The organism is Anaerovirgula multivorans, assembly GCF_900188145.1.
Taxonomy (GTDB): domain Bacteria; phylum Bacillota; class Clostridia; order Peptostreptococcales; family Natronincolaceae; genus Anaerovirgula; species Anaerovirgula multivorans.
On the sequence record NZ_FZOJ01000010.1, the window covers coordinates 131,467 to 158,203 of the forward strand.

General features: G+C 37.9%; 29 protein-coding genes, 1 rRNA gene and 1 riboswitch. Of the genes, 1 reads left to right on the forward strand and 29 read right to left on the reverse strand.

Going from position 1 to position 26,737, the window contains the following annotated elements:
* Positions 1–17: 17 nt before the first annotated feature.
* The 25 genes from CHB72_RS12165 to CHB72_RS12285 form a co-directional block, all read right to left on the reverse strand.
* Positions 18–788, reverse strand: coding sequence for a cobalt-precorrin-6A reductase (locus tag CHB72_RS12165; protein ID WP_089283153.1), 771 nt, complete (start codon positions 786–788; stop codon positions 18–20).
* On the reverse strand, positions 785–1,516 hold the full coding sequence (gene cobJ, locus CHB72_RS12170; protein WP_089283154.1) for a precorrin-3B C(17)-methyltransferase: 732 nt from the start codon (positions 1,514–1,516) through the stop codon (positions 785–787). Before cobJ ends, CHB72_RS12165 begins: the two co-directional genes overlap by 4 nt.
* A gap of 3 nt (positions 1,517–1,519) precedes the next feature.
* Positions 1,520–2,560 (reverse strand): cobalt-precorrin 5A hydrolase, encoded by a 1,041-nt coding sequence (cbiG, locus tag CHB72_RS12175; protein ID WP_089283155.1) that lies wholly within the window; start codon positions 2,558–2,560, stop codon positions 1,520–1,522.
* Entirely contained in the window at positions 2,561–3,319 is a 759-nt protein-coding gene (gene cobM / locus CHB72_RS12180; RefSeq protein ID WP_089283156.1) for a precorrin-4 C(11)-methyltransferase, read from the reverse strand.
* Positions 3,312–4,025: a precorrin-2 C(20)-methyltransferase gene (cobI, locus tag CHB72_RS12185; protein ID WP_089283157.1), complete on the reverse strand. Its 714-nt coding sequence runs from the start codon at positions 4,023–4,025 to the stop codon at positions 3,312–3,314. Before cobI ends, cobM begins: the two co-directional genes overlap by 8 nt.
* Before the next feature lie 22 nt (positions 4,026–4,047).
* Positions 4,048–4,641: a precorrin-6Y C5,15-methyltransferase (decarboxylating) subunit CbiT gene (cbiT, locus tag CHB72_RS12190; protein ID WP_089283158.1), complete on the reverse strand. Its 594-nt coding sequence runs from the start codon at positions 4,639–4,641 to the stop codon at positions 4,048–4,050.
* Positions 4,634–5,254, reverse strand: a complete 621-nt coding sequence (gene cbiE / locus CHB72_RS12195) for a precorrin-6y C5,15-methyltransferase (decarboxylating) subunit CbiE (RefSeq protein WP_089283159.1) — start codon at positions 5,252–5,254, stop codon at positions 4,634–4,636. The genes cbiT and cbiE overlap by 8 nt, the downstream gene beginning before the upstream one ends.
* Positions 5,251–6,369 carry a cobalt-precorrin-5B (C(1))-methyltransferase CbiD gene (gene cbiD, locus CHB72_RS12200; RefSeq protein ID WP_242975116.1) on the reverse strand — a complete coding sequence of 373 codons (1,119 nt, stop codon included), beginning with the start codon at positions 6,367–6,369 and terminating at the stop codon, positions 5,251–5,253. Before cbiD ends, cbiE begins: the two co-directional genes overlap by 4 nt.
* Positions 6,370–6,380: 11 nt before the next feature.
* Positions 6,381–7,001, reverse strand: a complete 621-nt coding sequence (locus CHB72_RS12205; RefSeq protein WP_089283160.1) for a precorrin-8X methylmutase — start codon at positions 6,999–7,001, stop codon at positions 6,381–6,383.
* Between the two features lie 19 nt (positions 7,002–7,020).
* Positions 7,021–7,911, reverse strand: coding sequence for a GHMP family kinase ATP-binding protein (locus CHB72_RS12210; protein WP_089283161.1), 891 nt, complete (start codon positions 7,909–7,911; stop codon positions 7,021–7,023).
* A 17-nt stretch (positions 7,912–7,928) separates the two neighbouring features.
* On the reverse strand, positions 7,929–8,750 hold the full coding sequence (locus CHB72_RS12215; protein WP_089283162.1) for an energy-coupling factor ABC transporter ATP-binding protein: 822 nt from the start codon (positions 8,748–8,750) through the stop codon (positions 7,929–7,931).
* Positions 8,751–8,759: 9 nt separating this feature from the next.
* A complete protein-coding gene (gene cbiQ / locus CHB72_RS12220; RefSeq protein ID WP_089283163.1) occupies positions 8,760–9,494 on the reverse strand; it encodes a cobalt ECF transporter T component CbiQ in 735 nt (244 codons plus the stop codon).
* The gene (locus CHB72_RS12225) at positions 9,494–9,796 is read right to left on the reverse strand and encodes an energy-coupling factor ABC transporter substrate-binding protein (RefSeq protein ID WP_089283164.1); all 303 of its coding nucleotides are present in this window, start codon (positions 9,794–9,796) and stop codon (positions 9,494–9,496) included. Before CHB72_RS12225 ends, cbiQ begins: the two co-directional genes overlap by 1 nt.
* A 1-nt stretch (position 9,797) precedes the next feature.
* A complete protein-coding gene (locus tag CHB72_RS12230) occupies positions 9,798–10,541 on the reverse strand; it encodes an energy-coupling factor ABC transporter permease (protein WP_089283165.1) in 744 nt (247 codons plus the stop codon).
* An 11-nt stretch (positions 10,542–10,552) separates the two neighbouring features.
* Entirely contained in the window at positions 10,553–11,296 is a 744-nt protein-coding gene (locus tag CHB72_RS12235; protein WP_089283166.1) for an AIR synthase related protein, read from the reverse strand.
* Between the two features lie 24 nt (positions 11,297–11,320).
* Positions 11,321–12,703 carry a cobyrinate a,c-diamide synthase gene (locus tag CHB72_RS12240; protein WP_089283167.1) on the reverse strand — a complete coding sequence of 461 codons (1,383 nt, stop codon included), beginning with the start codon at positions 12,701–12,703 and terminating at the stop codon, positions 11,321–11,323.
* A 1-nt stretch (position 12,704) separates the two neighbouring features.
* Positions 12,705–14,003: a glutamate-1-semialdehyde 2,1-aminomutase gene (hemL, locus tag CHB72_RS12245; RefSeq protein ID WP_089283168.1), complete on the reverse strand. Its 1,299-nt coding sequence runs from the start codon at positions 14,001–14,003 to the stop codon at positions 12,705–12,707.
* Entirely contained in the window at positions 14,003–14,980 is a 978-nt protein-coding gene (hemB, locus tag CHB72_RS12250; protein ID WP_089283169.1) for a porphobilinogen synthase, read from the reverse strand. Before hemB ends, hemL begins: the two co-directional genes overlap by 1 nt.
* The gene (cobA, locus tag CHB72_RS12255; protein ID WP_089283170.1) at positions 14,967–16,490 is read right to left on the reverse strand and encodes a uroporphyrinogen-III C-methyltransferase; all 1,524 of its coding nucleotides are present in this window, start codon (positions 16,488–16,490) and stop codon (positions 14,967–14,969) included. The genes hemB and cobA overlap by 14 nt, the downstream gene beginning before the upstream one ends.
* Positions 16,491–16,508: 18 nt before the next feature.
* Positions 16,509–17,414: a hydroxymethylbilane synthase gene (hemC, locus tag CHB72_RS12260; RefSeq protein ID WP_089283171.1), complete on the reverse strand. Its 906-nt coding sequence runs from the start codon at positions 17,412–17,414 to the stop codon at positions 16,509–16,511.
* 4 nt (positions 17,415–17,418) lie between these two features.
* A complete protein-coding gene (locus CHB72_RS12265) occupies positions 17,419–18,069 on the reverse strand; it encodes a precorrin-2 dehydrogenase/sirohydrochlorin ferrochelatase family protein (protein ID WP_176431347.1) in 651 nt (216 codons plus the stop codon).
* A 25-nt stretch (positions 18,070–18,094) separates the two neighbouring features.
* Complete coding sequence (gene hemA / locus CHB72_RS12270; protein WP_089283173.1) at positions 18,095–19,351, reverse strand: glutamyl-tRNA reductase; 1,257 nt, start codon at positions 19,349–19,351, stop codon at positions 18,095–18,097.
* 22 nt (positions 19,352–19,373) lie between these two features.
* The gene (locus CHB72_RS12275; protein ID WP_089283174.1) at positions 19,374–19,757 is read right to left on the reverse strand and encodes a sirohydrochlorin chelatase; all 384 of its coding nucleotides are present in this window, start codon (positions 19,755–19,757) and stop codon (positions 19,374–19,376) included.
* A 119-nt stretch (positions 19,758–19,876) separates the two neighbouring features.
* Positions 19,877–20,059: riboswitch (cobalamin riboswitch) on the reverse strand.
* Positions 20,060–20,135: 76 nt separating this feature from the next.
* The gene (locus CHB72_RS12280) at positions 20,136–20,780 is read right to left on the reverse strand and encodes a TVP38/TMEM64 family protein (protein ID WP_089283175.1); all 645 of its coding nucleotides are present in this window, start codon (positions 20,778–20,780) and stop codon (positions 20,136–20,138) included.
* Positions 20,781–21,178: 398 nt separating this feature from the next.
* Positions 21,179–22,192 carry a ThiF family adenylyltransferase gene (locus tag CHB72_RS12285; protein ID WP_176431348.1) on the reverse strand — a complete coding sequence of 338 codons (1,014 nt, stop codon included), beginning with the start codon at positions 22,190–22,192 and terminating at the stop codon, positions 21,179–21,181.
* Between the two features lie 182 nt (positions 22,193–22,374).
* On the opposite strand from CHB72_RS12285, the gene mltG reads away from it, so the two are divergent.
* Positions 22,375–23,391, forward strand: coding sequence for an endolytic transglycosylase MltG (gene mltG, locus CHB72_RS12290; protein WP_089283177.1), 1,017 nt, complete (start codon positions 22,375–22,377; stop codon positions 23,389–23,391).
* Positions 23,392–23,532: 141 nt separating this feature from the next.
* Here mltG and CHB72_RS12295 read toward each other — a convergent pair whose 3' ends face one another.
* From CHB72_RS12295 to rrf, 4 genes are all read right to left on the reverse strand, one after another.
* Positions 23,533–23,748, reverse strand: a complete 216-nt coding sequence (locus tag CHB72_RS12295; RefSeq protein ID WP_089283178.1) for a heavy-metal-associated domain-containing protein — start codon at positions 23,746–23,748, stop codon at positions 23,533–23,535.
* Between the two features lie 31 nt (positions 23,749–23,779).
* On the reverse strand, positions 23,780–24,349 hold the full coding sequence (locus tag CHB72_RS27365) for a metal-sensing transcriptional repressor (RefSeq protein WP_089283179.1): 570 nt from the start codon (positions 24,347–24,349) through the stop codon (positions 23,780–23,782).
* Between the two features lie 309 nt (positions 24,350–24,658).
* A complete protein-coding gene (locus CHB72_RS12310; RefSeq protein ID WP_089283181.1) occupies positions 24,659–26,140 on the reverse strand; it encodes a methyl-accepting chemotaxis protein in 1,482 nt (493 codons plus the stop codon).
* A 500-nt stretch (positions 26,141–26,640) separates the two neighbouring features.
* Positions 26,641–26,737: ribosomal RNA gene (gene rrf, locus CHB72_RS12315) — 5S ribosomal RNA — on the reverse strand; the annotation flags it as partial.

A 26,737-nucleotide genomic window follows, 5' to 3' on the forward strand; every position in this document is an offset into this window, starting at 1 on the left:
TACTACTATCTTCACAATTATTTTCCATAAATGAAAGCCATTTTATTCACTATTTCATTTATATCATAATAAATTTTTCCATAAGAAATAGATGGTCTTTTTACCAATATAACAGGAATTTTTAAATATTTTGCTGCATTTATTTTTTCTTCTGTACCACCAGCTTCACCACTATCTTTCGTTACAACAACAGAGGCTCCATAGCTTTTAAACATTTGTTGATTCATTTCTTCACTAAAGGGTCCTTTCATGGCAATCAGGTTATCGGGAGTAAAACCATAATCTTCACAGGTTTTAACAATTTTTGATAAAGGTAAAACTCTAGCTATCAATCGATCTACTTTTATTTCTTTAAGAAACGTAGGCAGGTGATTGCTTCCTATGGTTAGAAATACTTTTCCCTCAAAATCCTTCGCCATTTTTGCCGCATGGGAAAAATTCTCCGCCCAAAGAAGAGTTTCCTCCTCTGTCTCTTTAGAAAAAGTATCCTGCCGTTCGTAGCGAAAATAGGGGATTTTTTTTACTTTTGATACCTCTAGTGCCAATCTAGAAATGTTTTCTGCATAGGGATGAGTAATGTCTACGATGGCGGTAATCCTTCTTTCTTCAATCAAAGTCTCCATCCTTAATTTGTCTAGTTTTTTCTCCATTACCTCTATCTTAGCATTTTCCTTTAACAATTTACCACCATAAGCTGTGGTTACAGTGGCTATAATTTGCAATCCCTTTTTCGTAAGAGCTTCCACCAATATCTTTCCTTCTGTTGTTCCACAGAGGGCTAAAATCATAGGGCATATCCCCTTGGTGTAATGATTTTGTTCCCTTGGATAAAAGTATTGCTGTTGCCGATAATCACCACTGTTAACATATCAATGGGATGCTGCAGCATTTCATCTAATGTAGTGATCATATGGGCTTCTCCTTCTCTCTTTGCATTGCGGACGATACCAACAGGGGTTTCTTTTTTTCTGTATTTCAACAATATATCTCTAGCCTCTTCAATCTGGGTTACTCTCCCTTTACTTTTAGGGTTATAAAGGGCTATAACAAAGTCCCCCTCTGCTGCTAAATGCAGTCTCTTTTTGATTACCTCCCAATCAGTAAGCAAATCGCTTAAGCTAATCACTGTAAAATCGTGCATCAATGGAGCTCCTAGTACTGCTGCTGCAGCGCTAACAGCAGTTACCCCCGGGATAACTTCAATGATTACAGTACTATCTCGCTGTCCCTTTACCTCCAGCATAGCTCCTGCCATACCATAAATGCCAGGGTCTCCACTGCTGACTAATGAAACTGTAGACCCTTCCTCTGCTAAGTCTAAGGCAAGATTACACCTTTCTATTTCTTTTTTCATACCGCTATCTATTACTTTTTTATTCTCTACAAGATGTGGAATTAAATCTATGTAGGTTTTGTAGCCTATGACCACATCACTGGCTAGAATTGCTTCTTTCGCAGCTGGCGTCATATAACTTTCTTCTCCGGGTCCGATACCGATGACAAATATTTTTTTCATCTCTTATCTCCTCTCTTTTTCTTCCGCTATTGAAATGGTAACACCGTGGTTTTTCTGTTTTTTCAGGAGCATTGTTCCCCCTTGACTACCTAAGTAAGCGCAGGGCTCACTGACGGAGCCTACTCCAATGGTTTTCTTCACAAAGGGAGAGATATCAAAGTCTTCTTCTATTTCTACTATCTGTTGTCTTTCTATAATTTCTAAGGGAATCCCCAAGGTTTCAGTAACTTCCTTTAGTCCCTCCTCTTCTGCCTTTACATCCACTGTTACTATTTTTTTAACAGCCTCTATTCTTCTGTTGCACTTTCTTAAGGCTTCCTTTATTTCTGAAAAAACAGCAGAAGCTAAGGTGTTTTTCCGACAGCCTACCCCTATGATTAGATTCTGAGGATATAGCTGTAGTAGATTTTCTTCTATATTTTCTATAGCTTTATTGCCTATGTAGATGCCATAGGTTGTAGAGGAGATTTCCTCAAGGTTTTTTACAATATGATAATTTATAGGCAGAGGAAAGGAAATGCGAATTTCACTAAAAACATCTATTTCTCCACCATTAACAATGTGAGCAGTTATTTGCTTTGTTAGCTGCCAGTTGTAAATTTTACATTCAAGCCTTTGGGCTAATGTATCTACCGCCATCGTATTTTGCACATCTGAAGCTGTGGTGATGACAGGGTTGGCTCCAATTTTAGAAGCTATTTTTAAAGTCAACTCATTGGCCCCTCCAATATGCCCTGATAATAAACTGATGACACTTTGTCCCTTTTCATCCATTACAATCACACCAGGGTCTTGTCTTTTATCTACTATATAGGGAGCTATACTTCTCACTACAATACCCGTAGCCATAATGAAGATCAAATAATCTATTGAAGGAAATAGTCGTTCCACCACAGTCTTTAAATCTGGCTCTATAGGAAGCGTATCTTCTTCCTCCTTGAAAAACTTAGATAACACATATAGGTGGCTTTCTGGTAGATGCCTTTTTAGTTTCAGTCCCATCCTTTTACCACCCTCTGTTACGGAAAGAATAGCTATCTTCATTTATTCCTTTCCCCTTCTATATTCATGGGTGAAGTTTTCATCATATAGTTTAGACAGAGCATAGTCATTTCCTAAAAAATTGCCTACTAAGATTTGTGCTGTTTTCTTGATATCAGCTTCCTTCACTTTAAGAGCAATATCCGCTAATGTTCCCTCCACGATTTTTTCGTCCTCCCAAGTGGCTTTTTGAACTACTGCAACTGGTGTATTAGAAGGGTAAGCAGTTAATAGCTCCTCCACCACTTCTTGAATCATTTGGACGGATAAAAATATTGCCATGGAAGCCTGATGCTGTGCAAGAGAAGCAAGGCTTTCTCCAGAAGGTACAGGGGTTCTCCCCTCCATTCTGGTTAGAATCACAGTTTGTGACACCTCAGGAAGGGTAAATTCCTTTTTTAGCTGAGCAGCTGAAGCCACAAAGGAGCTAACGCCGGGTACAACCTCATAATCTATCGCTAGCTCTTCTAGTGCATCCATCTGTTCTCTAATGGCACCATATATACTGGGGTCTCCCGTATGGACTCTAGCAACAATTTTGTCATCAGCTGCCGCCCCCTTCATCACCTCTATTACCTCTGGTAAGGTCATAGAGGCACTATTATAAACCTGGGCATTTTCTTTTCTATCAGCGATCACCTGTGGATTTACTAAAGAGCCGGCATAAATAATGACATCTGCCTCCTGTATTCTTTTCTTGCCCTTAAGTGTAATTAGCTCTGGGTCACCAGGCCCTGCTCCTATAAAATAGACTTTAGTCATGGAACTCCCCTCCTTTTTTGATAATAACTGTTGATAAATAAGGAACCTTTTCTTCCTCTAAATCCTTTATATCTGAAGTAATAAATTCATCATCATGACCGCACTTTGAAATCATCACAAAATTCTTTTCTAGCCCATTCTTTTTTAGCTTTTCTGCTAACCCTTTAGGGTCGTGAGATACCTTTAATACCACTAAGTTGTCAGCGTTATTTAGCACCCTCTCCACCTTTTCTTCCTCTTTGATTAAGGGAAGAATCGTTAAGGTTTCATCTCCCTCCGTCAAAGGAAGGTTTACTTTACTGGCGGTGGCACTAAAGGAGGTGATGCCTGGAATGGTTTCAATATCATAATTTTTTTCCTTTAAAGCCTTTAGAATGTATATATAGGTGCTATATAATAAAGCATCCCCTAACGTTAGAAAGGCTACCTTTTTTCCTTTATTTAAAGCATCTTCAATGATGCGGATATTCTCTTTCCAGTGACTTTCTAGTGTTTCCTGACAATAAACCATAGGAAATACTAAAGCCTTGATTTCTGCCGATGAAGTGATATGCACTTTAGCAATTTTTAAAGCAATGCTTTCTTCTTCCTTTTTTCCTTTAGGACAAATAATCACATCTGCTTCTCCAAGTATTTTTGCAGCCTTTAGGGTTAGTAGTTCAGGATCTCCCGGGCCTACCCCTATGCCGTATAGCTTCCCCTTCATAAAAAGTCCTCCTTTTCGTTTTTCATCTCTTTGTAGCCGACAGGACATAGATGGTATTTTGGGCCTCCATAAGGGTATAGTTTCCCGTGGAACGTCCTTTAGAAACTCCTATTGAAACCATTTCAACTTCTTGAAATCCCTTATCCTTTAAACCATGCAGCGCCGATGTCAAAGTCTCAAGAGTAACGGCGGTGATGACGATTCTGCCCTCCTGAGAAAGATGTTGTAAAGCATGGTCCATTATCCAAGGTAATTCTCCACCACTACCTCCGATAAAGATCCTATCAAAGGCTTCAATTTTATTTAATTCTGTTTTTCCTCTACCCTTTAATATTTCTATGTTGTTTAATTCAAAGGCATTTTTATTAACTTCTAATAAATTTAAGGCTTCCTCTTTATACTCTATAGCGTAAACCTTGCCTTTAGACAGCTTTAAAGCCGCTTCAATAGATACCGAACCAGTGCCTGCTCCTACATCTATAAAAATATTGTCCTCCTGTAACCTCAGTTTTCCCATCACAACAGCCCTTACTTCCTCCTTCGTCATAGGGGCCTTTCCCCTTATAAAATAACTATCAGGGATTCCGAAGCTGCTGTAATTCCATTTTTTATTCATATGTAATCACCACCACTGTCATTTGATAGGGAGCCTTTTCTATGATATCCTTAGGACTTCCCTTAATAACTCGTTCTTCCTCATAGGATAAATTTTCTCCCACCACCATGACTGCCTTCTCCAGTCCTGCATGGATTAGGTCCTTTGCTATCTTCTCTGGGGTATAAAGAGTATCCGTCAACAATCCTATCTTCTTAAATTGACGCAGTTTCTCAATAAAGTTAGTCTCTCTTCCATGAAGACTGGTGAGGGGTACCTCCTGCCAGGTTTCCTTCATTCTGCTAAAAAGATATTGTAGAGAGCTAATTCCGGGTATTACTTCTAAGTCTTCTTGGTGGAAATACTTTTTAAGATAAGTTAGCATACTATAGAAACCTGTGTCTCCTGAAAGAATGACTGCTATGTTTTTGTCTTTCTTATGAATTTTTATATACTCCACTACTTCCTTCAAATCCTTTGATATAACATAGGTCTCTCCCTTATAGTCTCGAAAGACTTCAAGGTTCCGTCTACCTCCTATTAAAATGTCACTGGTCTCCACAGCTCTATAGGCCGCTGGCAACACATAATCTGGATGACCAGGACCTATTCCAACTATCCATATTTTTTTCATTCCTTAAACTCCTCCAGTAGCTTTTTTCCTTCTGGACAAATAGCCAAGATTCCATGCTCCATCGTAAAAATAATGGTGCCAATATCTATCTCTTCTGCAGTTCTTTCTCTTGCTTTTTCTGTAATCTTTTGGGCCAGCAGCGGGAAGATTTCCTCTTTTTTCATTTGCTGAAGGAGGGTAACTGCCTCTTCTGTTGTATTGCTATTCAACACACTCTTTATTTCTTCAGCAGAAGCTCCTAACAACCCTACATAAGCCGCCAATATTTCCCTTCTACCATCTGCCACCTTACTGTGGGTGTGAAAAATACCTCCTGCCACCTTTACTAGCTTTCCTAGGTGACCTACCAAAAGAACCTTCTTTATTTTATATCCTACTGCCTTATCCAGCATAAAACCTATAAAGTTACTGGTTTTAATCACATAGTTATCCTGGAAGCTGTAATTGTTTTTGACTAGATCCCTACCGTAGTTGCCAGGGACAAAGATCAATTTATCTAGACCCTCCTCTTTTGCTACAGAAACCTCTAGAGATAGAGATTCCTTCCAGGCTTCCTCAGACATAGGCTCCACAATTCCGGAGGTTCCTAATATAGAAATCCCCCCCTGAATTCCTAATCGAGGGTTAAAGGTTTTTACAGCTATTTTTTCTCCCTTGGGAACGAAAATCTCAATGTCCACGCCTCTTTCCTTACCAATGATCTCCCGTACTTCCTTTTCTATCATCTGAAGAGGAACGGGGTTAATAGCAGCTTTTCCTACAGCCACTGGCAGGCCCTTTTTTGTAACTCTTCCTACACCAATACCGCCTTCAATATTGATTTTATTATCCTGTCGCCAGCTTATCCTGCTGTAAATCATAAGACCATTGGTAGCGTCGGGGTCATCTCCTCCATCCTTCTTTATACCACAGCAGGCCCACCCTTCTCCAACTTCACAGTCAAAAAGGGCTAGTGTTAAATCCCATCCCTTTGGGGTAGAGATTTTCACCTCCTCTACAGGTTTTCCCGTTAAAAGCATCTGGGCACCTCCCCTAGAAGCGGCAGCAGCACAAGAACCTGTAGTATAACCATATCGCAGGCGCTTTCCATTTCTCACCACATATTTATCTATCATAAGTTATGCTCCTATTTCAACATATACAACAAGGCATTTACAATGGCGGCTGCTACAGTGCTACCACCTTTTCTTCCTAATGTAGTGATATGGGGAACGCTTCTCTTAACTAATTCATCTTTAGATTCCTTAGCCCCTACAAAACCCACGGGTACACCCACCACCAAGCTAGGACTTTTTTTCTCTTCATCTATATAGTGGCATAACTGAAACAATGCTGTAGGAGCGTTTCCGATAACGAATATTTTTGTTTTTTCATCCTCCACTGCCTTTTTCATTGCCACCATGGATCGGGTAAGACCCTTTTCCTTTGCTTCTTTTGCTACTTGAGGATCGTCCACTAGACAGTAGATTTCGCAGTTTAATTCCTTTAACACGCTTTTATTAATTCCCGCCATAGCCATCTTTGTATCGGTGTAAATACTGCAGCCTTCTCTTAAGGCTGTTAAGGCAGAATCAATCGCTTCTTTGCTAATTTCAGTGATATCAGCATACTGAAAATCGGCAGTTGTATGAATCATTCTCTTGATAATCCTTCCCTCTTTTTCTGGAAAGGTTTTTTCTCCTAGCTCCTGGGTTATGATTTCAAAGCTTTTTCTTTCTATTTCCATTGGATCCTTGATATATTCCATCTGTTTCCTCTCCCTTTGATTATAAAGTCAAAATCCTTCCCCCTCCGGGAATAATATCATAGCTGCAAATCGATAAATAGCTTTTCATAAAATCCTTATCTTTAAGGGTATGACAAAAGCCTTCCCTATCAAAATCTGTGTCATTATACAGAATTCCTATAACAGAACCACTATGAGCCACGTTGATACCATAAGCACCAAACCTTTGGCTAATTTCATGGATTTCCTCCAAACCTTCCTTGTATAGGATTTTCTGGTTTGCAAATCCACTGATGGTAGCCGCTTTCCCCAGTTCCTTTAAACTCTGCTCTTTTATTCCCTTTTGAAAGTGAAAAAGTGCTTCTGCTACTTCTTTTTCATTACTCTTTATAATGCTAGTTCTATCAGTTTTACGAAAGTCTATGGTGTCAATTACATCTCTTCCTTCTAAAAGTAATACCTTACAGCTAGGAAAGGTACCGTATTGTTTATAAAAACTACCCTTTAGGTGATCAAAAAGAGTAATCTCAGAAAAAACAATGCTATCGGTGGGCTCAATCCCTATAGAAAGCTTAGCTATTTCTTCTTGGGTAATAGCTTTACCTAAGTATTCTGCTGTGGCTGTAGCAGTAGCAACTAAATCTGCAGTGCTACTGGCCATTCCTTTAGCAATAGGAATAGGCGAATCTATTTTTAAGCATAGATGCTTATAGTCTTTTTCATCATAGCCATAGTATTTAAAGACCTTCTCCAGCATTCTATAGGCCTTTGTATAATTATGGGGTATGTTTTCTTTGTCATTTTGGTTTTTTTGTATTATGCTAACCCTACTAAATAAGTTAATACTGTAGGAAATCAGCTTTTCTCCTCCCTCAATATAACCCTGCAGCAACTCGCCACAGGAGGCGGGACAGATTGCCTGAATCATCATGTCATCACCCTGCTCTATTATAGATATTTTAATAATTCCTGTTTATTTCTAGGTGGATAAGGGGCTTTGATTTTTCCCTTTTCCAACAAATCATAGTAAATTTCTAAAATCCATGGGACTTCTAGGTTTGCTTCTTTTAAAAGTGTCTGTTGTTTAAATACCTCTTGATAACTTCCCTCTAGCAGGACTTTGCCTTCTTTCATAATATAAAAATAATCTCCCCAGCTATAGGCGAAGTTCACATCATGGGTAGAAATGATTAAGGTTTTTCCCTTTTTATGCAGTTCCTCCAATATCTCCATTAGCTCTGTTGCATGCTTAGGATCTAAGGATATGGTAGGCTCGTCCAATAGAATTATCTCAGTATCCATAGCTAAAATATCAGCAATAGATACCCGCTTCTTTTCTCCGCCACTTAAGAAATGTACTGGTTTATGCTGTAGCTTTGAAACATCAGTGGCCTCCATGGCCTCTACCACCTTCTTTTTTACTTCCTCATTGGAAAGACCTAGGTTTTTGGGTCCAAAGGATATTTCCTGATATACGCTGGTGGAAAATAGCTGGGTATCCGCATCTTGAAAGATAATTCCCACCTTCCTCCACAGGTCTTTACTCTCTTTATGGGAAAGTTTTTGGCCTTCATAATAAACTTCACCCTTTTGAGGCTTTAGTACACCATTCATATGGAGGAAGGTAGTGGATTTTCCCGAGCCATTAGGACCTAAAAATACAATTCTCTGTCCTTTTGGTATTTTTACATGGAGGTTATCTAATGCCAGTGTACCATCAGGATAATTATAGCTTATGTTCTTTAAATGTAGAATCCATTGTTGTTCCATAAAAACCTCCTAAATCATTAACAAAAAAAGCAATGCTGCTTGTGTAGTGATAATAAATAACCAGACCTTCGGGGATGGATCATATTCTAGGGGAAGAAGATCTATTTCCCCATTATATCCTCTTGCTACTAACCCTCGCTGGCTTTCTTCGCTTCGCTGATAGAGTCCCAAAAACAAGCTGGATACCAAGTGAGAAAGGGATTGTCGGCTGTTCCTAATGGTATTATACCCACCCCTGCATCTTTGTGCTAAAAATATTTTCATTGTTATTTCTGTAAGAATCATAATAAATCGATAAATCAAAAACATTAATTCTCTTATCAAAGCAGGACATCTATATTTCTTTAATAATTGCAGTGTATCCACCATGGGGGTTGTTAGTATGAAAAAATACAGACAAATTATTGCAGCTAAAGCTCTAACCGCTAAGAATATACCTTGATAAAAGCCTTCCCATGTTAGATAAATTTTTAAACCTGCCTCCATTTCTAATCCCACCATCACTGGTATGATTCCCATGATCAAAAAAAGGGCTGGGAGAAGTAGTATCTTTCCAAAGTTTTTTACAGAAATTTTTCCTTTTGTTATGGTAATCAAAGTCATTAATAAAATCACAGCAACAGGCAAAATATAACCCGTTGCTAACAAAACCATCACCATATTTGCTATAGAAAATATTAACTTTTGATTTGGATTCATTTTTCTTAAAGGACTACAATAAGCAAGATGATCAACAAAATACATTAGACTGTTTCCTTTTTCCCAGTCTTTCTCATATGTCCTAAAACATATAGGATAATGCCTCCACCAATGGCTCCTTGAAGAAGAAACAAGACCTTCTCCATCCCGTCACTAGATGGTTCAAAAATCGGTTCAAACCAAGGTTCATAATTAGGCGCTAATTCCAAGATAGCTTCCCCTGCTAAATCATCTGCGCCTTCAAACTCTGCACCTTTAAGGAATATCAAAGGAGATATCATTAATGCTATAGCCAATACTAACAATAATATTGTACTGGGAAATAGTTTTTTTCTGTTGCTTTTCATGTTACATCTCCTCCTTCATAAAGTTTAGTGCTTGCAACCCTTCTCGGTTGTATTTCCATATAACATTTAGAATAGCAACGGTTAGTAGTCCTTCTGTAACAGCTAAAGGAATTTGTGTAAGGGCAAAAATCCCCATAAACTTCATAAGTGCAGCTTGAAATCCTCCAACAGGATCTGGGTACACCACCGCCAGCTGTAATGAAGTTACCACATAGGTAGAAAAATTCCCTAGAGTAGCAGCTATAAGTACAGTAAACCATGCAGGTGCTTTTGTTTTTTGTAACAATTTGTAGCTGCCATAAGCTACGATGGGACCTACGATTCCCATGGAAAAGGTATTTGCTCCTAAAGTAGTAATTCCTCCATGGGCCAACAGCAGCGTTTGAAATACAAGAACGATAAAAGAAAGTAATACCATGGCATAGGGTCCAAATAATATTGCCCCTAGACCTACCCCTGTTGGATGAGAAGAGCTTCCTGTAACTGAAGGTAACTTTAATGCTGAAAGTACGAAAATGAATGCACCACAAAGAGCTAGCATCATTTTCCCATTTGGATTTTCATCTAAAATACCCTTAATTCTTCTATAGCTCACCACTAGAAAAGGTATTGATACAAGCCACCAAAAAATTGCCCACTTTACTGGAAGAAACCCCTCCATGATGTGCATTGCAAATACGGGTATAGGTGTGAGAGCAAATATCCCCGCTAGGGTCAGTGCATAAAGAATACTTTTCTTTTTCATTTTTTTCCTCCTTATATTAATTCCCCAATAATCTGTAGGGGTTTCTTGACTTTTTTTTCTACTGCCGAAAAATTTTTAGCCTCTATTGTAAATATAACCGCTGTTGCAGGTCCTGCAGATTTATTCATGTCTACAGGCGGTTCTCCTACCACTTTAAATAAGCATCCATTGCTGTCACCTAAATACTTAGCTTCGTAAAAGATCCCTTTAGATCCCACTGGATATATTTCATTGACTTCCTCTATACTTAAAAGCTTTCTCAGATCTTCTATGCTACAGATTTCCTCGTCAAAGGGTAGGTTCAGTTCACTTCCAACCTTAGGAATTCCTAATAAAACAACCTGATTTCCCTTTGAAGAGGTCTTCACTTTGATGGAAGCCTTCTCCACTTCTCCTATGATGGTGATCCCCATCGCCGTCTGGCTGGTTTGAATGTTTTCTTCTGTACTACCATTTAAACAAACAGCTTGAATTTCTGCTTCCTCCAACAAGCCTTCAATCCCTTGAACAATTCTCCTTCCAGTAGACTCCATTTCCACCGATAAGGTATCAATCACTGTTAACACCTCAGCACCTACTGATAAAACCTCCATCAAAGCTACTCTTGCGGTGTAGTAACCTACTATTTCTGGTGGTACCTTTAGCACATCATTTTCTTTACTGCCTATGCCCCCACAGGAATCGCAGGCAATTACCAAAAGCTTATCTGCTGTATGTTCTATAAGGGTAAGATCTCTAAATTTTTCAACCTGCATATTTTTCTCCCTCCTCCGTCATTCTTAATCTCTTTTATGGCTTTGACATTTTTGAAGGAAGCTCTCTACAAAGAAGGGGTTGCTATAAAAATGTATGTGGGGAAAAGCTCCTAAGCAATTATATTTTTCTAGGCCACAGCTCCAGTTCTCCGCAACTTCTCCTTTTTTTATCTTTTTAACATCGTAGCAATATTTAGTGTCATGGCCCTTCACTACTGCCCGATGAAATTCATGGGCTTTTATTTTAAAGGGAGCTTTAAAAAAGTTGCTATCTTCTTTAATCTCTACTTCACAATAGCCAAACCGCTGTAGGCGACCGGTCATTTCTGCTGTAGCATCAAAGATTCCTATCATTTGGTGATAATTCCCATCAAAGGTTTGAATTCCTTTGGTTAAATACATAAATCCACCACATTCTGCATAGATAGGCAAGCCCTTTAGCGCCTTTTCCAGGATAGACCTCCTAATACTTGTGTTTGCCTCTAGTTCCTTAGCAAACACCTCTGGAAAGCCTCCTCCTATATAGATGCCATCTATTCCTTTCGGCAGTTCCCCATCCCTTAATGGGCTAAAGGGAATGAGCTGGCAGCCCAACTCCTTTAGTATGTCTAAATTGTCTTCATAGTAAAAGTTGAAGGCATCATCATAGGCATAGGCAATAGTAGCTTTTTGCTCTAAAGGTTTCGTTACAAACGCTTTGTGGTTTGCAGTATCTATCTCTCCACTTAAACTTAGTAATGCAAGCATATCAATGGTTTCTTCCACCATGGTCACTGCTTCCTCTACCTTTTCCTGCAGCTCTGGTACTTCGCCACAGGGAATCAAGCCTAAATGCCTACTTTTCAATTGAATGTTTCTATTTTTTTTCAGATAGCCAACACATTTTACTCCCGTATCTCTTTCTATTGCTTCCTTTAGGAGAAGATAGTGTTTTTCACCAGAAAGGTTGTTAATAATCACTCCTTGAATATTTACTTCCTGGTCATACAGCTTATAGCCTAATACCATGGCGGCGGCACTGGTGGAGGTACCACTACCATCTATAATCAATACCACTGGCAAATCTAACATTTTAGCAATATGGGCAGAGCTTCCCTGGTCCTTTTCAGTGCCGTATCCGTCGTAAAGCCCCATTACCCCCTCCACCACTGCTATATCTCCCTCTTGAAGGTTTTGTGTGAATATTTTTTTAATCTTTTCCTCCTGAAGCATGTATCCATCTAGATTTCTAGAGGGATTACCGGTAATAAAATGATGGAACTGGGGGTCTATATAATCAGGACCCACCTTAAAAGGCTTTACCCTCCATCCCTGTTTCTTCAGAACCCCCATTATTCCCGTGGAAATAGTAGTTTTCCCAACGCCGCTTTGAGTGCCTGCCAATAAAAAACCTTTTGCAGTCTTCATCTTATGCCAGCCTCTTTACTTCCTCTAATGCATGGTAGGCAGCTTCTAGGGTTTTTTCAATATCTTCATACCTCATGGCAGCATTGATAAAAGTTGCTTCAAACTGAGACGGTGCTAGATAAACCCCTCGCTTCAGCATCTCCTTAAAGTAAACAGCATACTTCTCTGTATCAGAGGTTACAGCAGCTTCAAAATTCTCTACCTCTTGATCTGTAAAGAACATGCATAACATAGCCCCTACTCTGTTAAAGGAAGCTTTTATACCTAATGTTTCAACATGTTTCTTTAGGCCTTTCTCTAACATTTCTGCTTTTCTATCTAATTCTTCGTAGATTTCAGGATTATCTCGTAAAATCTTTAGGGTTGTATAACCTGCCATCATAGCTAGAGGATTGCCGGAAAGGGTTCCTGCTTGATACACTGGCCCTATTGGTGACATCATAGACATGATCTCCTTTTTACCACCAAAGGCTCCCACAGGTAAGCCTCCCCCTATTATCTTGCTGTAACAGGTAAGGTCTGGGGTAATGTTATATAGGCTTTGAGCCCCTTTAAAAGCTACACGAAAGCCTGTCATTACTTCGTCAAATATTAAAACACTACTATATTCCTCTGTGATACTTCTTAGTCTGTCGGCAAATGATTGGGTCATAGGAACAACCCCCATATTCCCTGCCACCGGCTCTACGATCACAGCTGCAATATCTTTTCCATAGGTCTTGAAGATCTCTTCAATGTTTTCTATATCGTTATATCTAGCAGTGATGGTATTTTTAACAACATCCTCTGGTACACCAGGGCTGTTGGGAACCCCATGGGTTAACAAACCAGAGCCTGCCTTGATTAATAAGCTGTCGGAATGGCCATGATAATTCCCATTGAACTTCACAATTTTGCTTCTGCCGGTATACCCCCTTGCCAATCTTAAGGCCGTCATAGTAGCTTCTGTGCCAGAGTTCACCATTCTAATCATTTCAATCGAGGGAATTGCCTCCACAATCAACTGAGCCATTCTAGTTTCGATTTCTGTAGGTGCACCAAAGCTGGTGCCTAATTCTACAACCTCTTTGAGGTTTTTCATCACCTCTGGATGACAGTGCCCTAAAATCAGAGGTCCCCAGGAGCCTACGTAATCTATATATTTGTTACCATCTTCATCATAAATATAGGTACCTTCTCCTTTTTTTAAAAATAAAGGATCCATTTTTACCGATGAAAATGCTCTAACTGGACTGTTTACACCGCCAGGCATCACTGCCTTTGCTTCTTCAAAAAGCTTTTTAGACTTTTCTAAGTTCATTACCCATTCCTCCTAATCCATCTTGCCATATCTTTGGCAAAGTAGGTTAAAATCATATCGGCACCAGCTCTTTTAATAGCCGTTAACGCCTCCACCATACTTTCTTCTTCCTTTAACAATCCATGCTTTGCCGCTAATTTAATCATGGCATATTCGCCACTAACGTGGTAGGCAGCCAATGGCATAGAAAAGCGGTCTCTCACCTCTCGAATAATATCTATGTAAGCTAGGGCTGGCTTCACCATAATAATGTCTGCCCCCTCCTCTAAATCCGCTTGTACCTGTCTTATAGCCTCTAACCTATTGGCAGGATCCATTTGATAGGTCTTTCTATCTCCAAATTGAGGTGCACAGTTGGCAGCGCTTCTAAAGGGGCCATAAAAAGCTGAAGCATATTTAACACTATAGCTCATAATGGGAATATGCTTGAAGTTGTTTTCATCCAACACCTCTCTAATCCTTCCAACTCTGCCATCCATCATATCAGAGGGTGCAACCATATCTGCTCCAGCCATAGCATGGGATAAGGCTGTTGAGGCTAGTGTTTCAATGCTTTCATCGTTGTTAACCGTTCCTTCTTTCACAACACCACAATGCCCATGACTGGTGTACTGGCATAGACATACATCTGTGATTACCAAAAGGTTAGGATAATGCTTCTTTACCTCTCTTATCGCCTGCTGTACAATTCCCTCCGCCGCATAGGCACCAGAAGCTTCTTCATCCTTTACCTCTGGCAAGCCAAACAACACAATGGCTTTGATCCCTAGCTCCACTACTTCTCCAACCGCTTTCTTCAGTTGATCAACAGAATGATGATACTGTCCAAAGAGATTTGGGATTTCTCGCTTTATGTTTTCCCCATGAACGACAAACATGGGATAAATTAAATCTGAAATATGTACAGTAGTTTCCTGAACTAGACATCTCATCTCAGCACTACTTCTCAATCTTCTAGATCTTTTAAAATCCTTCAAGGTCAGACCCCTCCCTTATACTTTTCACTAACCCTTCAATCGTATATTTCTCTGCCTCTATGTTTACCTCTAAGCCTAAGTCTTTGGCTGTTTGTCCTGTAATCGGTCCTATCACCGCTAGCTTGCTGCTTTCTATAAGATGTTTATTTTCTTCTCCCAATATTTCTATAAAATTTCTTACGGTAGAAGAACTGGTGAAGGTTATGTAATCAACTGGTATTTCTAGTATCTCTAGCAAATCCTCTCTGCTATAGGTGGGAATCGTTGTTCTATAGATATCTATCTCTTCTACAACAGCCCCCATTACGCTTAACCCTTCTGATAATGCTTTTCTAGCGATATCTGCCCTTGGCAAAAGAACTCGGTCTCCTTCTTTAATGATATCTTTTACTGCCTCTAGGATTCCTTCTGCCGTATAAGCCTCTGGGATTCTATCTACCAATATCCCTTTTTCCTCTAGTGCCTCTTTTGTGGCTGAGCCAATGGCATAGATTTTTGCTTCTCCTATGGCTCGAATATCTATTTTTAATGCCTTCAATCTTTGAAAAAAAGCCTGAACTCCATTAACACTAGTGAAGATAATATGCTGTGTTTCCTTCAAATGATTGAGCTTTGCATCTATCTCTGTAAAATCCTTCGGTGCTTCAATTTGTATGGTAGGGAATTCTATTACCTCTGCCCCTAGCTCCTTCAATCTTTTTGATAAATCACTGGCCTGTTGTCTTGTTCTTGTTACCAGTATTCGTTTCCCCTGCAAAGGCAACTGTTGCAGCCAGTTTAACTGGGGCCTTAGATTGATCACCTCTCCTATCATAATAATGGAAGGGGATTTTATGTTGTTATTTCTCGCCACCTCTACAATGTTTTCAAGGGTTCCAGTGACGGTTCTTTGTCTAGCGGTGGTTCCTCTATGAATAAGGGCAGCTGGTGTATTTTCGTCCTTTCCATGATGCATCAGCTTTTCCGTAATCTCCTTCAAATGACTTACTCCCATTAAAAAGATTAAGGTTCCCGCTAGTTTGGCCAACGCCTCATAATTAACAGTTGCCACTTCCTTTGTAGGGTCTTCATGCCCTGTAATCACATGAAAGGAGGTGCTGACATTACGATGGGTTACAGGAATACCTCCATAGGTGGGCACCGCTATAGCTGACGTAATTCCTGGAACCACCTCAAAGGAAATATTTTCTTCATAGAGAGCCAATGCCTCTTCTCCCCCTCTGCCAAACACAAAGGGGTCTCCCCCCTTCAATCTTGTAACAACCTTTCCTTCCTTTGCCTTAGAAACCAGAAGTCGATTAATCTCCTCCTGACTATATTGATGATGGTCTGGAGCTTTTCCTACATCGATAATTTCCGCAGTTGGTTGTTTATATTTTAATAGGTTTGGATTTGCTAATTTATCGTATAGAATCACCTCTGCCTTTTCTATACATCTTAATCCCTTTAATGTGATTAAGTCTTCGTCCCCGGGGCCAGCCCCTACCAAATAAACATAGGGTTTCTTCACAGAATCCCTCCTTTCTTTTTAAAGAAGCTCCTTCGCTCCTAGTCTAATCATTTCCTCACCTAAGCGTGTTCCTATATCAAGATATTCTTCGAAGTTTCCCTTTTCCGTATGACGAAGAATGCTTTCTCCATCAGGAGAGGCTACCATAGCCGTAATAGAGAGGTCATCTCCTACCTTCTTTCCATAAGCTCCTATTGGGATATGACATCCTCCCTCTAAAAGCTTTAAAAACATTCTCTCCGCCATCACACAGTTATAGGTTTCCTTGTGATTGATTTCTTGCAGCATTTTGTATAGCTCTTCATCACTTTTTCTAATCTCACAGCCTAATGCTCCCTGACCTACAGCCGGGGTGAAAACCTCAGTATCTAAATAGTAGAAATTATCATTTTTATAGCCCAATCTTTTTAGTCCTGCTGCCGCTAAAATCACAGCATCTAATCCTTCTGTATCTATCTTGCTTAATCGAGTACCTACATTTCCTCGTATATCCTTCATCTGCAAATCTTCTCTTAAGCTTAACAATTGGACTTTTCTTCTTAAGCTGCTGGTACCAATGGTAGCTGCTTTAGGAAGCTTTTCTAGACTACATTTGTCCTTTATGATTAACACATCTCTTGGATCTTCTCTTTTGGTAATAGCACCTAAAATTAGCTCCTCTGGTGACTCTGCTGGCATATCCTTCATACTATGTACTGCTAAATCTATATCATTATTTAGAAGAGCTGTCTGTATTTCCTTTACAAAAAGCCCTTTACCCCCAATTTTACTTAAGGTTTTATCTAAAATCTTATCCCCTATTGTCTTGATTTTAATGATTTCATATTCATATTGAGGGTAACTTTTCCTAAGCATTTCAATAATGATTTCCGCCTGTACTAAAGCTAGTTCACTGGCTCTAGAACCTATTCGTATTCTTCTCATCTTATCACGCCTTCTTTAAAGTGAAATTCTTATAGACTTCCCACATATTTTTGTTTAGCTCCTCTTTTTCTCCTTTTAAAGCTGTTTCATTCAATACACCATATACCAACTGATGAAAAAGCTTTTTTCTATCCTCTGGAGAGGAAATTTCCTCTAAGGCCTTCACCCTAATCTCTCCTAATGTGTCTAACACCTCACTATAAACTTCACCATATAATGATTCCAGCTCCTCTCTTATTTTACGAGAAAGGGCAGGACTTTTCCCCTCCGTGGAGACGGCAATAGTAAGACTTCCTCTTTTTATAGTAGCTGGAAGAATAAAATCTGAAAGCTCTGGAGAATCTCCAACATTGATCAATATATGATGAGCTTCCGCCTCATTTCTGCATTTTTTATTAATGCTTTCATCATCTGTAGCTGCATAAACTAAATAACTTCCTGCTAAATCACCAACTTCATAATGTTTGTTTATATAGAATATTTTGTTTTTTTTTCTTAGAAGTTGCAGTCCTTCTGTTAGCTTAGGACTGATTACCGTAACAATAGCTCCATACTCCAATAGGGTTGCTACCTTTCTTTCCGCTACTGATCCTCCCCCCACTACAGTACAGAGCTTATCCTTAATTTTAAGCATCATTGGATAATACAGAGACATCTTCAGCCTCCTTACAAAACAAATTTTATAATCCCAAAAACTCATCTACAAAAGAGGCCATTTCCTCCCCCTTACCCTTCACACCAGCATCCTTTAGCTGAAGAATCGGCTTTCTCCACATCTTTTTCACAAGGCTTCTAACGATAATCTCTATGGTCTCCTTATCCTTCTGTGGCATGTGGGAAAGTTTTTTAAACATTTTATCTAGTTCCTCGTCTGTTAATTGCTGGCTATAGTTTTTTATAGCCTCAATTCTAGGATAAACAGGAAGACATTGATACCAGCCTTCGTAGTTTTTTATAGCAGCCTCAATATTCTGTTTAATTTCAATAACCAAGCTTTCTCTAGCTGCTAGATTCTCATCAGCGATGTCCTTCAATTGATCTATATGAAATAAGCTTATCCCTTGGGTTTCTCCAATAGCAGGATCAACGTCCCTTGGCAAAGCAATATCTACTATACATAGGGGTTTGTCTCCTTCATAATAGTTGTTGAATTCTTCTTTATAGTAAATGTAATGAGGAGCACCCGTAGCACTAATGATGATATCTACCTCTTTGATTGCTTCGTATTTCTTATCAAAGTCAATGTAGTGAATATTGTTATGCTTTTCTATTAAAAGTTCTAAGGTTTCTTTTCTTCTGTTGCATATATAAACAGATGCCACCTCTTTATCCAAAAGGTGCTCCACAGCTAACCTGCTCATTTCTCCAAACCCTATAATGAGAACATTTTTATCCCTTAGGCTTCCAATTTGTTTTTCTACCTGTTTAACCGCAATATAGCTAATGGATAAAGGATTTTCAGAAATGCTAGTTTTGGTTTTAATCTCTTTTGCAGTAGTAACAGCTTCTAAAAATAATTTATTTAGTATCTTTCCACAGGCCTTTAACTCCATAGAACCTTGATGAGCTTCTTTCACTTGACCTAAGATTTGATCTTCTCCTAAAACCAAAGAATCCAAGCCACAACAAACCTCATATAAATAGCTCACGGCTTCTTTTTTGCATTTGTATAGATAGCGACCTTCTATTTCTTCTTTCTCTAATTGAAAGAAATCCATATAAAAACTTTTAAACCATTCTTCTGCCCCGTTGGTGTCCTCCACCACTGCCACGATTTCACTGCGATTACAGGTAGAGATGATTACAGCTTCTTTTATAAAGGAATCCTCCTTTAACAGATTGTAGGCCTTCTTCAACTTGCTCTTAGAAAAAGCTACCTTTTCTCGGAGGGCTATAGTGGAGTTTTTGTGGGTAATGCCAAATGCAACTAATTTCATTTATTCTCACCTTCTATGTTTTTTAAAGTATAGAGGCAACTGCCTCTTTCCCTCTCTCCTCAACAATATCTGCAATTCTTCTATCCGCTCCTATATGTTTACCCATGATGAATTCTATCTTTGGATGTTTCTCTTTTATTACCTGTAATTCCACTGGAATATCATGTTTTATATGATTTCCCTGAAAAAGAAACATTGGTACAATTACGATTTCCTCGGCACCTTCTTCTACCAAAGCATCGATCCCTTCCTCAAAGCTTGGTGTTGATATTTGCAATGAACCGTAACCTAACAGGGGAAACTCCTGCACATCTCTTTTCTTTAACATTTCTACAATACTTATTAATATTTCATCTGCTTCCTTAGCTTTGCTCCCATGCGCCAATACAAATAATGCTTTTTTCATAGATTTGCCTCCTCATCAGTAGTGTTTTTTACGAAAAAATCCCACTCGGTAGAGTGGAATTTGTATGCACTAAATAACCTTAGCTATCACAGCACTACAAACACCCCTTCCCTCCGAAGGTTGCTGCATTACTTTAGGTCGGTCTCCTGACTTGTGAATCTCTTTACTCTCGACGCCTTCCCAAAAGATCTTCAGTGGCTGTTGTCGATTTCATCATCACTTACAGTAGCGGGGGCTGCAGCGGATTTTCACCGCTTTCCCATTTAAGTTTCCCATGAAACACCTAAAATATTATTTAATTTCCTATATTTCATTATTATTGATACTATTTTATCATAACCATCATATCAAAAAATACCTGTGCTTTCAATCAAAATATCAAATTTCCTTTTTCTGTAATACTACGGGTAGAATTGCTAGTATAGACAGTAAAAGGTATACCACTAAGGTTCTTATAGAAAAAACATTATCTATAGTGTCTCCCAGAAATGTATAAAGAAAAATTTTAGGGGTTATCCCTAAAAGGCTTCCCAAAAAGAATTTTTCAAAGGGCATTCCCGCCAAACCTGAACCATAGCTAATAGGATCTATGGGAAACGCAGGTGTAACCCGCATGATAAATAATGTTCTAATGATTTCTTTATCCTGTAGGTTTTGCAGCTTGATTAAATTCTTCTCCCCCACTGTTTTTCTAAACACCTGTTGAAACCTGCCTCCTAGCCAATAGCAGAGAGAAAAGGCCAACATAGCACCTATTAATGCAGCTAGGCTTCCTAAAAGGGTTCCATAGATTAAACCACCAACAATAAAAATGAGTATGTTAGGAAAAAGCAAAAAAGGTCGAATGGCTGCAATACCAATAAACACTAATAATCCCCATATTCCAAACCCTTCAACTGTTTGTTGAAGGGTTTCTATATCCCATTGTATAGATGAATTTTTTCTATAGTAGAAAAACCACAGAAGGATAAGGATGCCTGTAATTATTAAGGTTACGGTTGTAAAAATCTTTTTTCTCTTCATAGTCCTTTTCCTTTCAGAAACAGCTTGTCTATTCTCTTATATAGATAACTAAGGAGACTGTTGAAAAAGTCAATTAATGCAGTAAGAAAGCAAGATTGTCATTCTGAGCCTTGGCGAAGGATCTAAGTATTTAAAAGGCTTTAAAGATTCCTCGCTATGCTCAAAATGACACCAACTATAGCAACATGTATTTATATTAAGCTCTGGAGTTAGTTATCTATATAGGTAACCAACTCTAGAACTTAAGCAGATGACTGAAATCTATGATTTCATGTCAGTCGCTTATACAAGGTGAAATTTTGATATACTAAGTACTACATTTGCAGTCCGTAGTTTTGGGCGAAACCGTAGACCGTGTATATTAAAATTTAAGTCTAAAGGCGTATATCTATATATGCTTAATAACCTATATATTTTGCATAAATACTTTTAGCTTCCTCAATAGTTTTAGCATTTTTAATAATTGCTCTACCATCATCAAAAATCTTCATATCATAGCCCTCTACCCTTAGATTTAGAAGGAAGGGAGTAAGCTTTACATCTAAATCAGCAGCCTTTAGACGATCATATAATTGTTGAAGTTTAATGGGAGTATTTTGAAAATCCACCTGCACACTATTATTCCCACATATATGTACTGCTTCTGGTGTTTTATTTTCCAAGTATTCAAAATCATTTTTTTTACAACAGGGACAATCTTCTCTTTCTACTAATTCAATTTTTTCGATAACATTTTCCCATAAATCAATAAAAACTAGATTTCTTTCTATTTCTTTTTTATTATTGGTTAAATATTTTATAGCTTCATTGGTTTGTAGCATAGCAACAATTCCAGTAATGGTATTGATAACCCCTGCAGTATCACAGGTAGGAGTACTTCCCACGGGTGGAGGACTTTCCATCATGCATCTCAAACAAAGCCCCTCTTCAGGAAGAAAGACCTTTACATTTCCTGCACTGCCTATAGCTCCTCCATAAATCCAAGGAATTTTCTTAGAGAAGGCCACATCATTAATTAAGTATCTGGTCTTGAAGTTATCTGTACAATCTATAACAAGATCCATACCCTCTACTAACCTTTCAATAGTTACGCTATTTACATCTTTAATGATGGCCTCTATTTCAATGGATGAGTTAATCTTCCTTAGCTTTCTTGCGGCGGCTTCTACCTTGGGCATGCTGTTATAGACATCCTCTTCATCAAATAGAGTTTGTCTATGAAGATTGCTGAGTTCTACAAAATCTCTATCTACAATCCTCAAGTACCCTACTCCAGCTCTAGCAAGATTATTAGCAGACACAGTTCCTAATGCACCGCAGCCTACCAAGAGTACCTTAGCCTTCTTCAATTGTTCTTGTCCATTAATACCTATCCCATGAAAATTTACCTGCTTTATATATCTTTCTTCCATAAGAATCATCCTTTACATCATTTTATTCTTATCTTTCTATAAATTTTCCAGAAAACCCTGTTTTTTAGGAAAATATTTTTGGTTTCTGAATATACTGATGCAATTTACCTTATAAGATGATAAAATAGTATATAGATTGTGATGAAATTAAACGCTTTTTGTAATTTAATGGGGGATTTTGTATGAAAAAACTAGTTTCTGTTTTACTGATATTCATAATAGTAGCAGGTAGCATCTATTTTTATTTGCCATCCTATTTATCTGTATCTTCTAATGAAGAACCACTGGAAATTACTGTTCCTAAAGGAGCTTCTTTAAATTATGTGGCGGAACTTCTTTATGAAGAGGGTATCATCAAAAGTAAGCTTTGGTTCAAATATAGATCTAAAACAGAAGGTGTCGATAGAAATATCAAACCCGGCACCTATGTTTTTCATCCTAATATTAGCTTCGAAGAAATGTTTACTTTATTACAAAGAGGTACAGAGGATGCTCCTGTTATCGTAACGATTCCTGAGGGCTTTACTCTTTATCAAATAGCTAACCGAATTGAAACTGCTGGCCTTGGTACATCTGAAGAGTTTGTGGAAGCAACTGTAGCTTATTTCGAGAAGAAAGGATATACCTTTGATACCTCTGAACTGTTTTTTGAAATGGAGGGTTATCTATATCCCGATACCTATTATTTCAGTGAAAAACAAACTATACTGGAAATTGTCTCCATATTAGCTAAAACAATGGAGGATGTCTTCACAGAGGAATATAAAAGAAAAGCCGAAGAAATGAATTTATCTCCTCATGAAGTATTAACCATTGCTTCTTTAATTGAAAGAGAGGCCTATAACGATAAAGAAAAAGCTACCATTGCAGGGGTAATCTATAATAGGCTGCAGAAAAGTATGCTTCTTCAAATTGATGCTACAGTTATCTATGGTATAGGTAAAGGTCAAGAACATATCACACGAGTATTGTATACTCATCTAGAGGATCCATCTCCCTTTAATACCTATAAAGTCCAAGGGTTGCCTCCAGGCCCTATTGCAGCTCCCTCTAAAGCTTCTATTGTAGCTGCCTTATATCCTGAGGAACATAGTTATCTCTATTATGTATTAGGTGAAGATGGTCACGTCTTTAGCAAAACCTATAACGAACATTTAAATAATGTTGATAAATATCGACAAATGGTTAATCAGAATTAATGAGATTGTAAAATCTGCTTAGACTGTTGAAAAAACACAATTTTCTTCTTTGTTTTTCACACCCAGCACCCTCATGCATTTCTTTATATGCCACGGATGCTGGGTCTTCTTATACCTGGAACCTATGGAGCTTTAATATTTTTAAAGATTGTCCACCGCGATTACATCATATCCAGCTTCTTCTATTGTCTCTTTAAGCTTTTCATCAGGAGCATCTTCTTTTAATTCTACAACAGCATTTTTCCCTGGAAGATCTACCTCTACATCAACTACCTCTTGTAGTTCCTTCAAAGCTCTTTCTACATGAGCTACGCAATGACCACAGCTCATTCCTTCAATCATAATTTTCTTTTTCATACATAATTCCTCCAATTTCTTATAATGTTTTTTAATGAATAAGCTTTTTAATAGTTTTTAGCACTTCCTCTACCACTTCTTCTTTTCCATTTTTAAGCTGGTCTGCAACACAATGCTTAAGATGACTTTCCAATAAAACTAATTCGGTATTTCTTAAAAGGGAACGGATAGCCTCTATTTGATTTATGATATCATCACAGTAGGTTTCCTTTTCTATCATTACTTTAATGTCCTTTATTGCCTCTTCAGCTTTATTAAGCCTATCAAGAATTGGTTCCTCAGTTTTTGATGAGGGCTCTAGATCAGTAAGCTTATTGATGGTCTCTAATACTTCCTCCATAGCTTCCCTTTTACCATTTCTAAGTTCCTCCCCAACACAATACCTAAAGTGACTTTCCAGTAGAATAAGCTCAATAGCGCTCAAAGCGGATCGTGAGGCCTCTATTTGATTGATTACATCGTCACAATAGGTACCTTTTTCTATCATTTTTTTTATACCTCTAACTTGCCCTTCTATTCTGCTAAGTCTATCAAGAATAGATTTCTGGATTTTAGAGGACTGTAAACTGGGTTTTTTATGATTTTTATTTATTTCTTTCACCTATTCCCCTCCCTTCTAAAATAAATATACCATACCCCTCTAGTGTATGTAAAGGGGTTTTAAATAATTTTTCATTATTATAGATATACATCGATTGACTTATTAATACCCAAAGGTCTAGGGTTTCATCCCTAGATGCTGTCAAAAATACCGAAGCTTCTTTGCTAAGATGTCTTGATGAATTTAAGACCTTAAGATTTATCAAGATTGAAATATTGTAGCATAAAAAGTAGATGACCCAAATCTTTGATTTGGTGTCAGTCACTTTCACAGAGTGCAAAAACAAAAGGGACAGCAATTGCTGTTCCTCTATTCTTCTAAGGATATATTTCCAAATGTTAAACCTATAATACTCTCTTGAGAATTTTTAATGGGTGCTGCGATTGTAACACAGTAGGTATTAGTATAAACAGATATATAGGGTTCAGATATAAAAGTTTTTCCCTTGATAGCTTGCTTGAAAAAAGGTCTATAAGAAAAATTTTGTTGCTTTGTTACTTTTTGTCCCTTTGATAAAATTGTTTTTGTATCACCTGCTTTATCAATGATACCTAACACATCAAAGTATTGATAGTTTTTATAATAGCCTTCCATCAGGGCTCCAAATTCATGTTCCTTCATCTCACTTACCTTCTGATTGATAGCTATCTCTTCAATAACTTTTTTTCCTTTATCCAATCTATTTTTCATATCGTTGTTGATTGCTATCTTCTTTACAAAACCTTCTATTATTTGTTGTACTTCCTCCGCCATTTGGCTTAACTGTTTAATTGAATCAAACATGATGCTGAGGGAAGCTGATTGTTCCTCTGTAGCAGCGACTGTTTCTTGAGTAAAAGATACAGCCTTTTTTGTAGTGGCTGCAATATCTTCTATTGTTTTATTAGCTTCCTTTACTAGATTGGCTTCATTTTCAGCCAGTAAATATATTCTATCAATAGCTTTAGAAGTATTTTCAGTAGATTCAATGATATATCTAAACTGAGCCTTGCTTCGATCCACTATTTCAATGTTCTTTTTCATATGATGAGTTTCTCTATCAATTTCTGTAGTAATACTTCTTATATTTCCTGTAATACTATTAACGGTTTCTTCTATTTCTTTAGCTGATTGAGAGGATTGTTCTGCTAGTTTTCTTACTTCTCCTGCTACAACAGCAAATCCTTTTCCAGCTTCCCCTGCTCTTGCAGCTTCAATAGAAGCATTAAGAGCCAATAAATTTGTATGTTCACTAATGTTGGAAACAGCTATAGTAATTTTTTGTATCTTTTCTGCATTTTCTTCTAATGTTTTCATATCTGTAGCTAAATTAATAATCCAGCTGGTGTTTTGGTTCAGTGTTTCTAAAGTGCTTTCAAAAGTTTCTATACTTTCTTTAACAGTATGTATCATATCGTTAGACATTTTCTGGGTTTTTTCTGATTCATTTAAAATATTTAAAGTATCTTCTTCAATTTTTTGTGTATATTCTTGGGCATTCATGAGAGATTGATTTTGATGGGTAGCTTCATTAGCTATATGCATAATGACATTTGCTATCTCTTCAGCAGAATCATAGATATGTTTTGCACTTTCCTCTAACTCCTGTGCAAAGGAAACTGTTTTTTCATTGGATACTGAAACTTTTCCTATAAGATTTTTCACATTAACTAACAGAGAGTTAATGGTACTTCCTAATTCCTGTAAGTTGCCATTTTTCTGAAGTCCTACCTTAGAAGTCAAATCTCCCTCTGCAATATTGGAAACAACTTCTTTTAGTTTTTTGATTTCTTTTCTATTTGTAGAAATCATCCCTTTTCCCCCTAGCCATAATTTTATGTTAATAAAGTACTTAAAAACTAAAGATTTTAACTATTGATATGTCTATTGTATCAATAGTTAAAAATATCTTCAACAATAAATAACAAATTATCCATAAATTAGACGATGTTTTTCATACGTTTACTTAAGCCCTTTCAGCGCAAAACGAAAACTAAAAAAAGCTCTACATGTTTTTGTAGAACTTTTTTTATTCACGTCGCAACGACCTACTCTCCCAGGCAGCTTCCCGCCAAGTACCATCAGCGGTTAGGTAGACAGCCAAAAGTTTGCTTTGTAACTTTTGTGCTGGTCACCTAGTTAAAAACCTAGATCTTTCTATTGTAATAGTATCTATCTTATCTCTCATGCAGTTCACCAGTCAAAACATCTATCTATAGTGGTTTTTAACTTCCTTAATTTATTTAAGCCCTTTCAGCGCAAAACGAAAACTAAAAAAAGCTCTACATGTTTTTGTAGAACTTTTTTCATTCACGTCGCAACGACCTACTCTCCCAGGCAGCTTCCCGCCAAGTACCATCAGCGCTGAAGGGCTTAACTTCTGTGTTCGGTATGGGAACAGGTGTGACC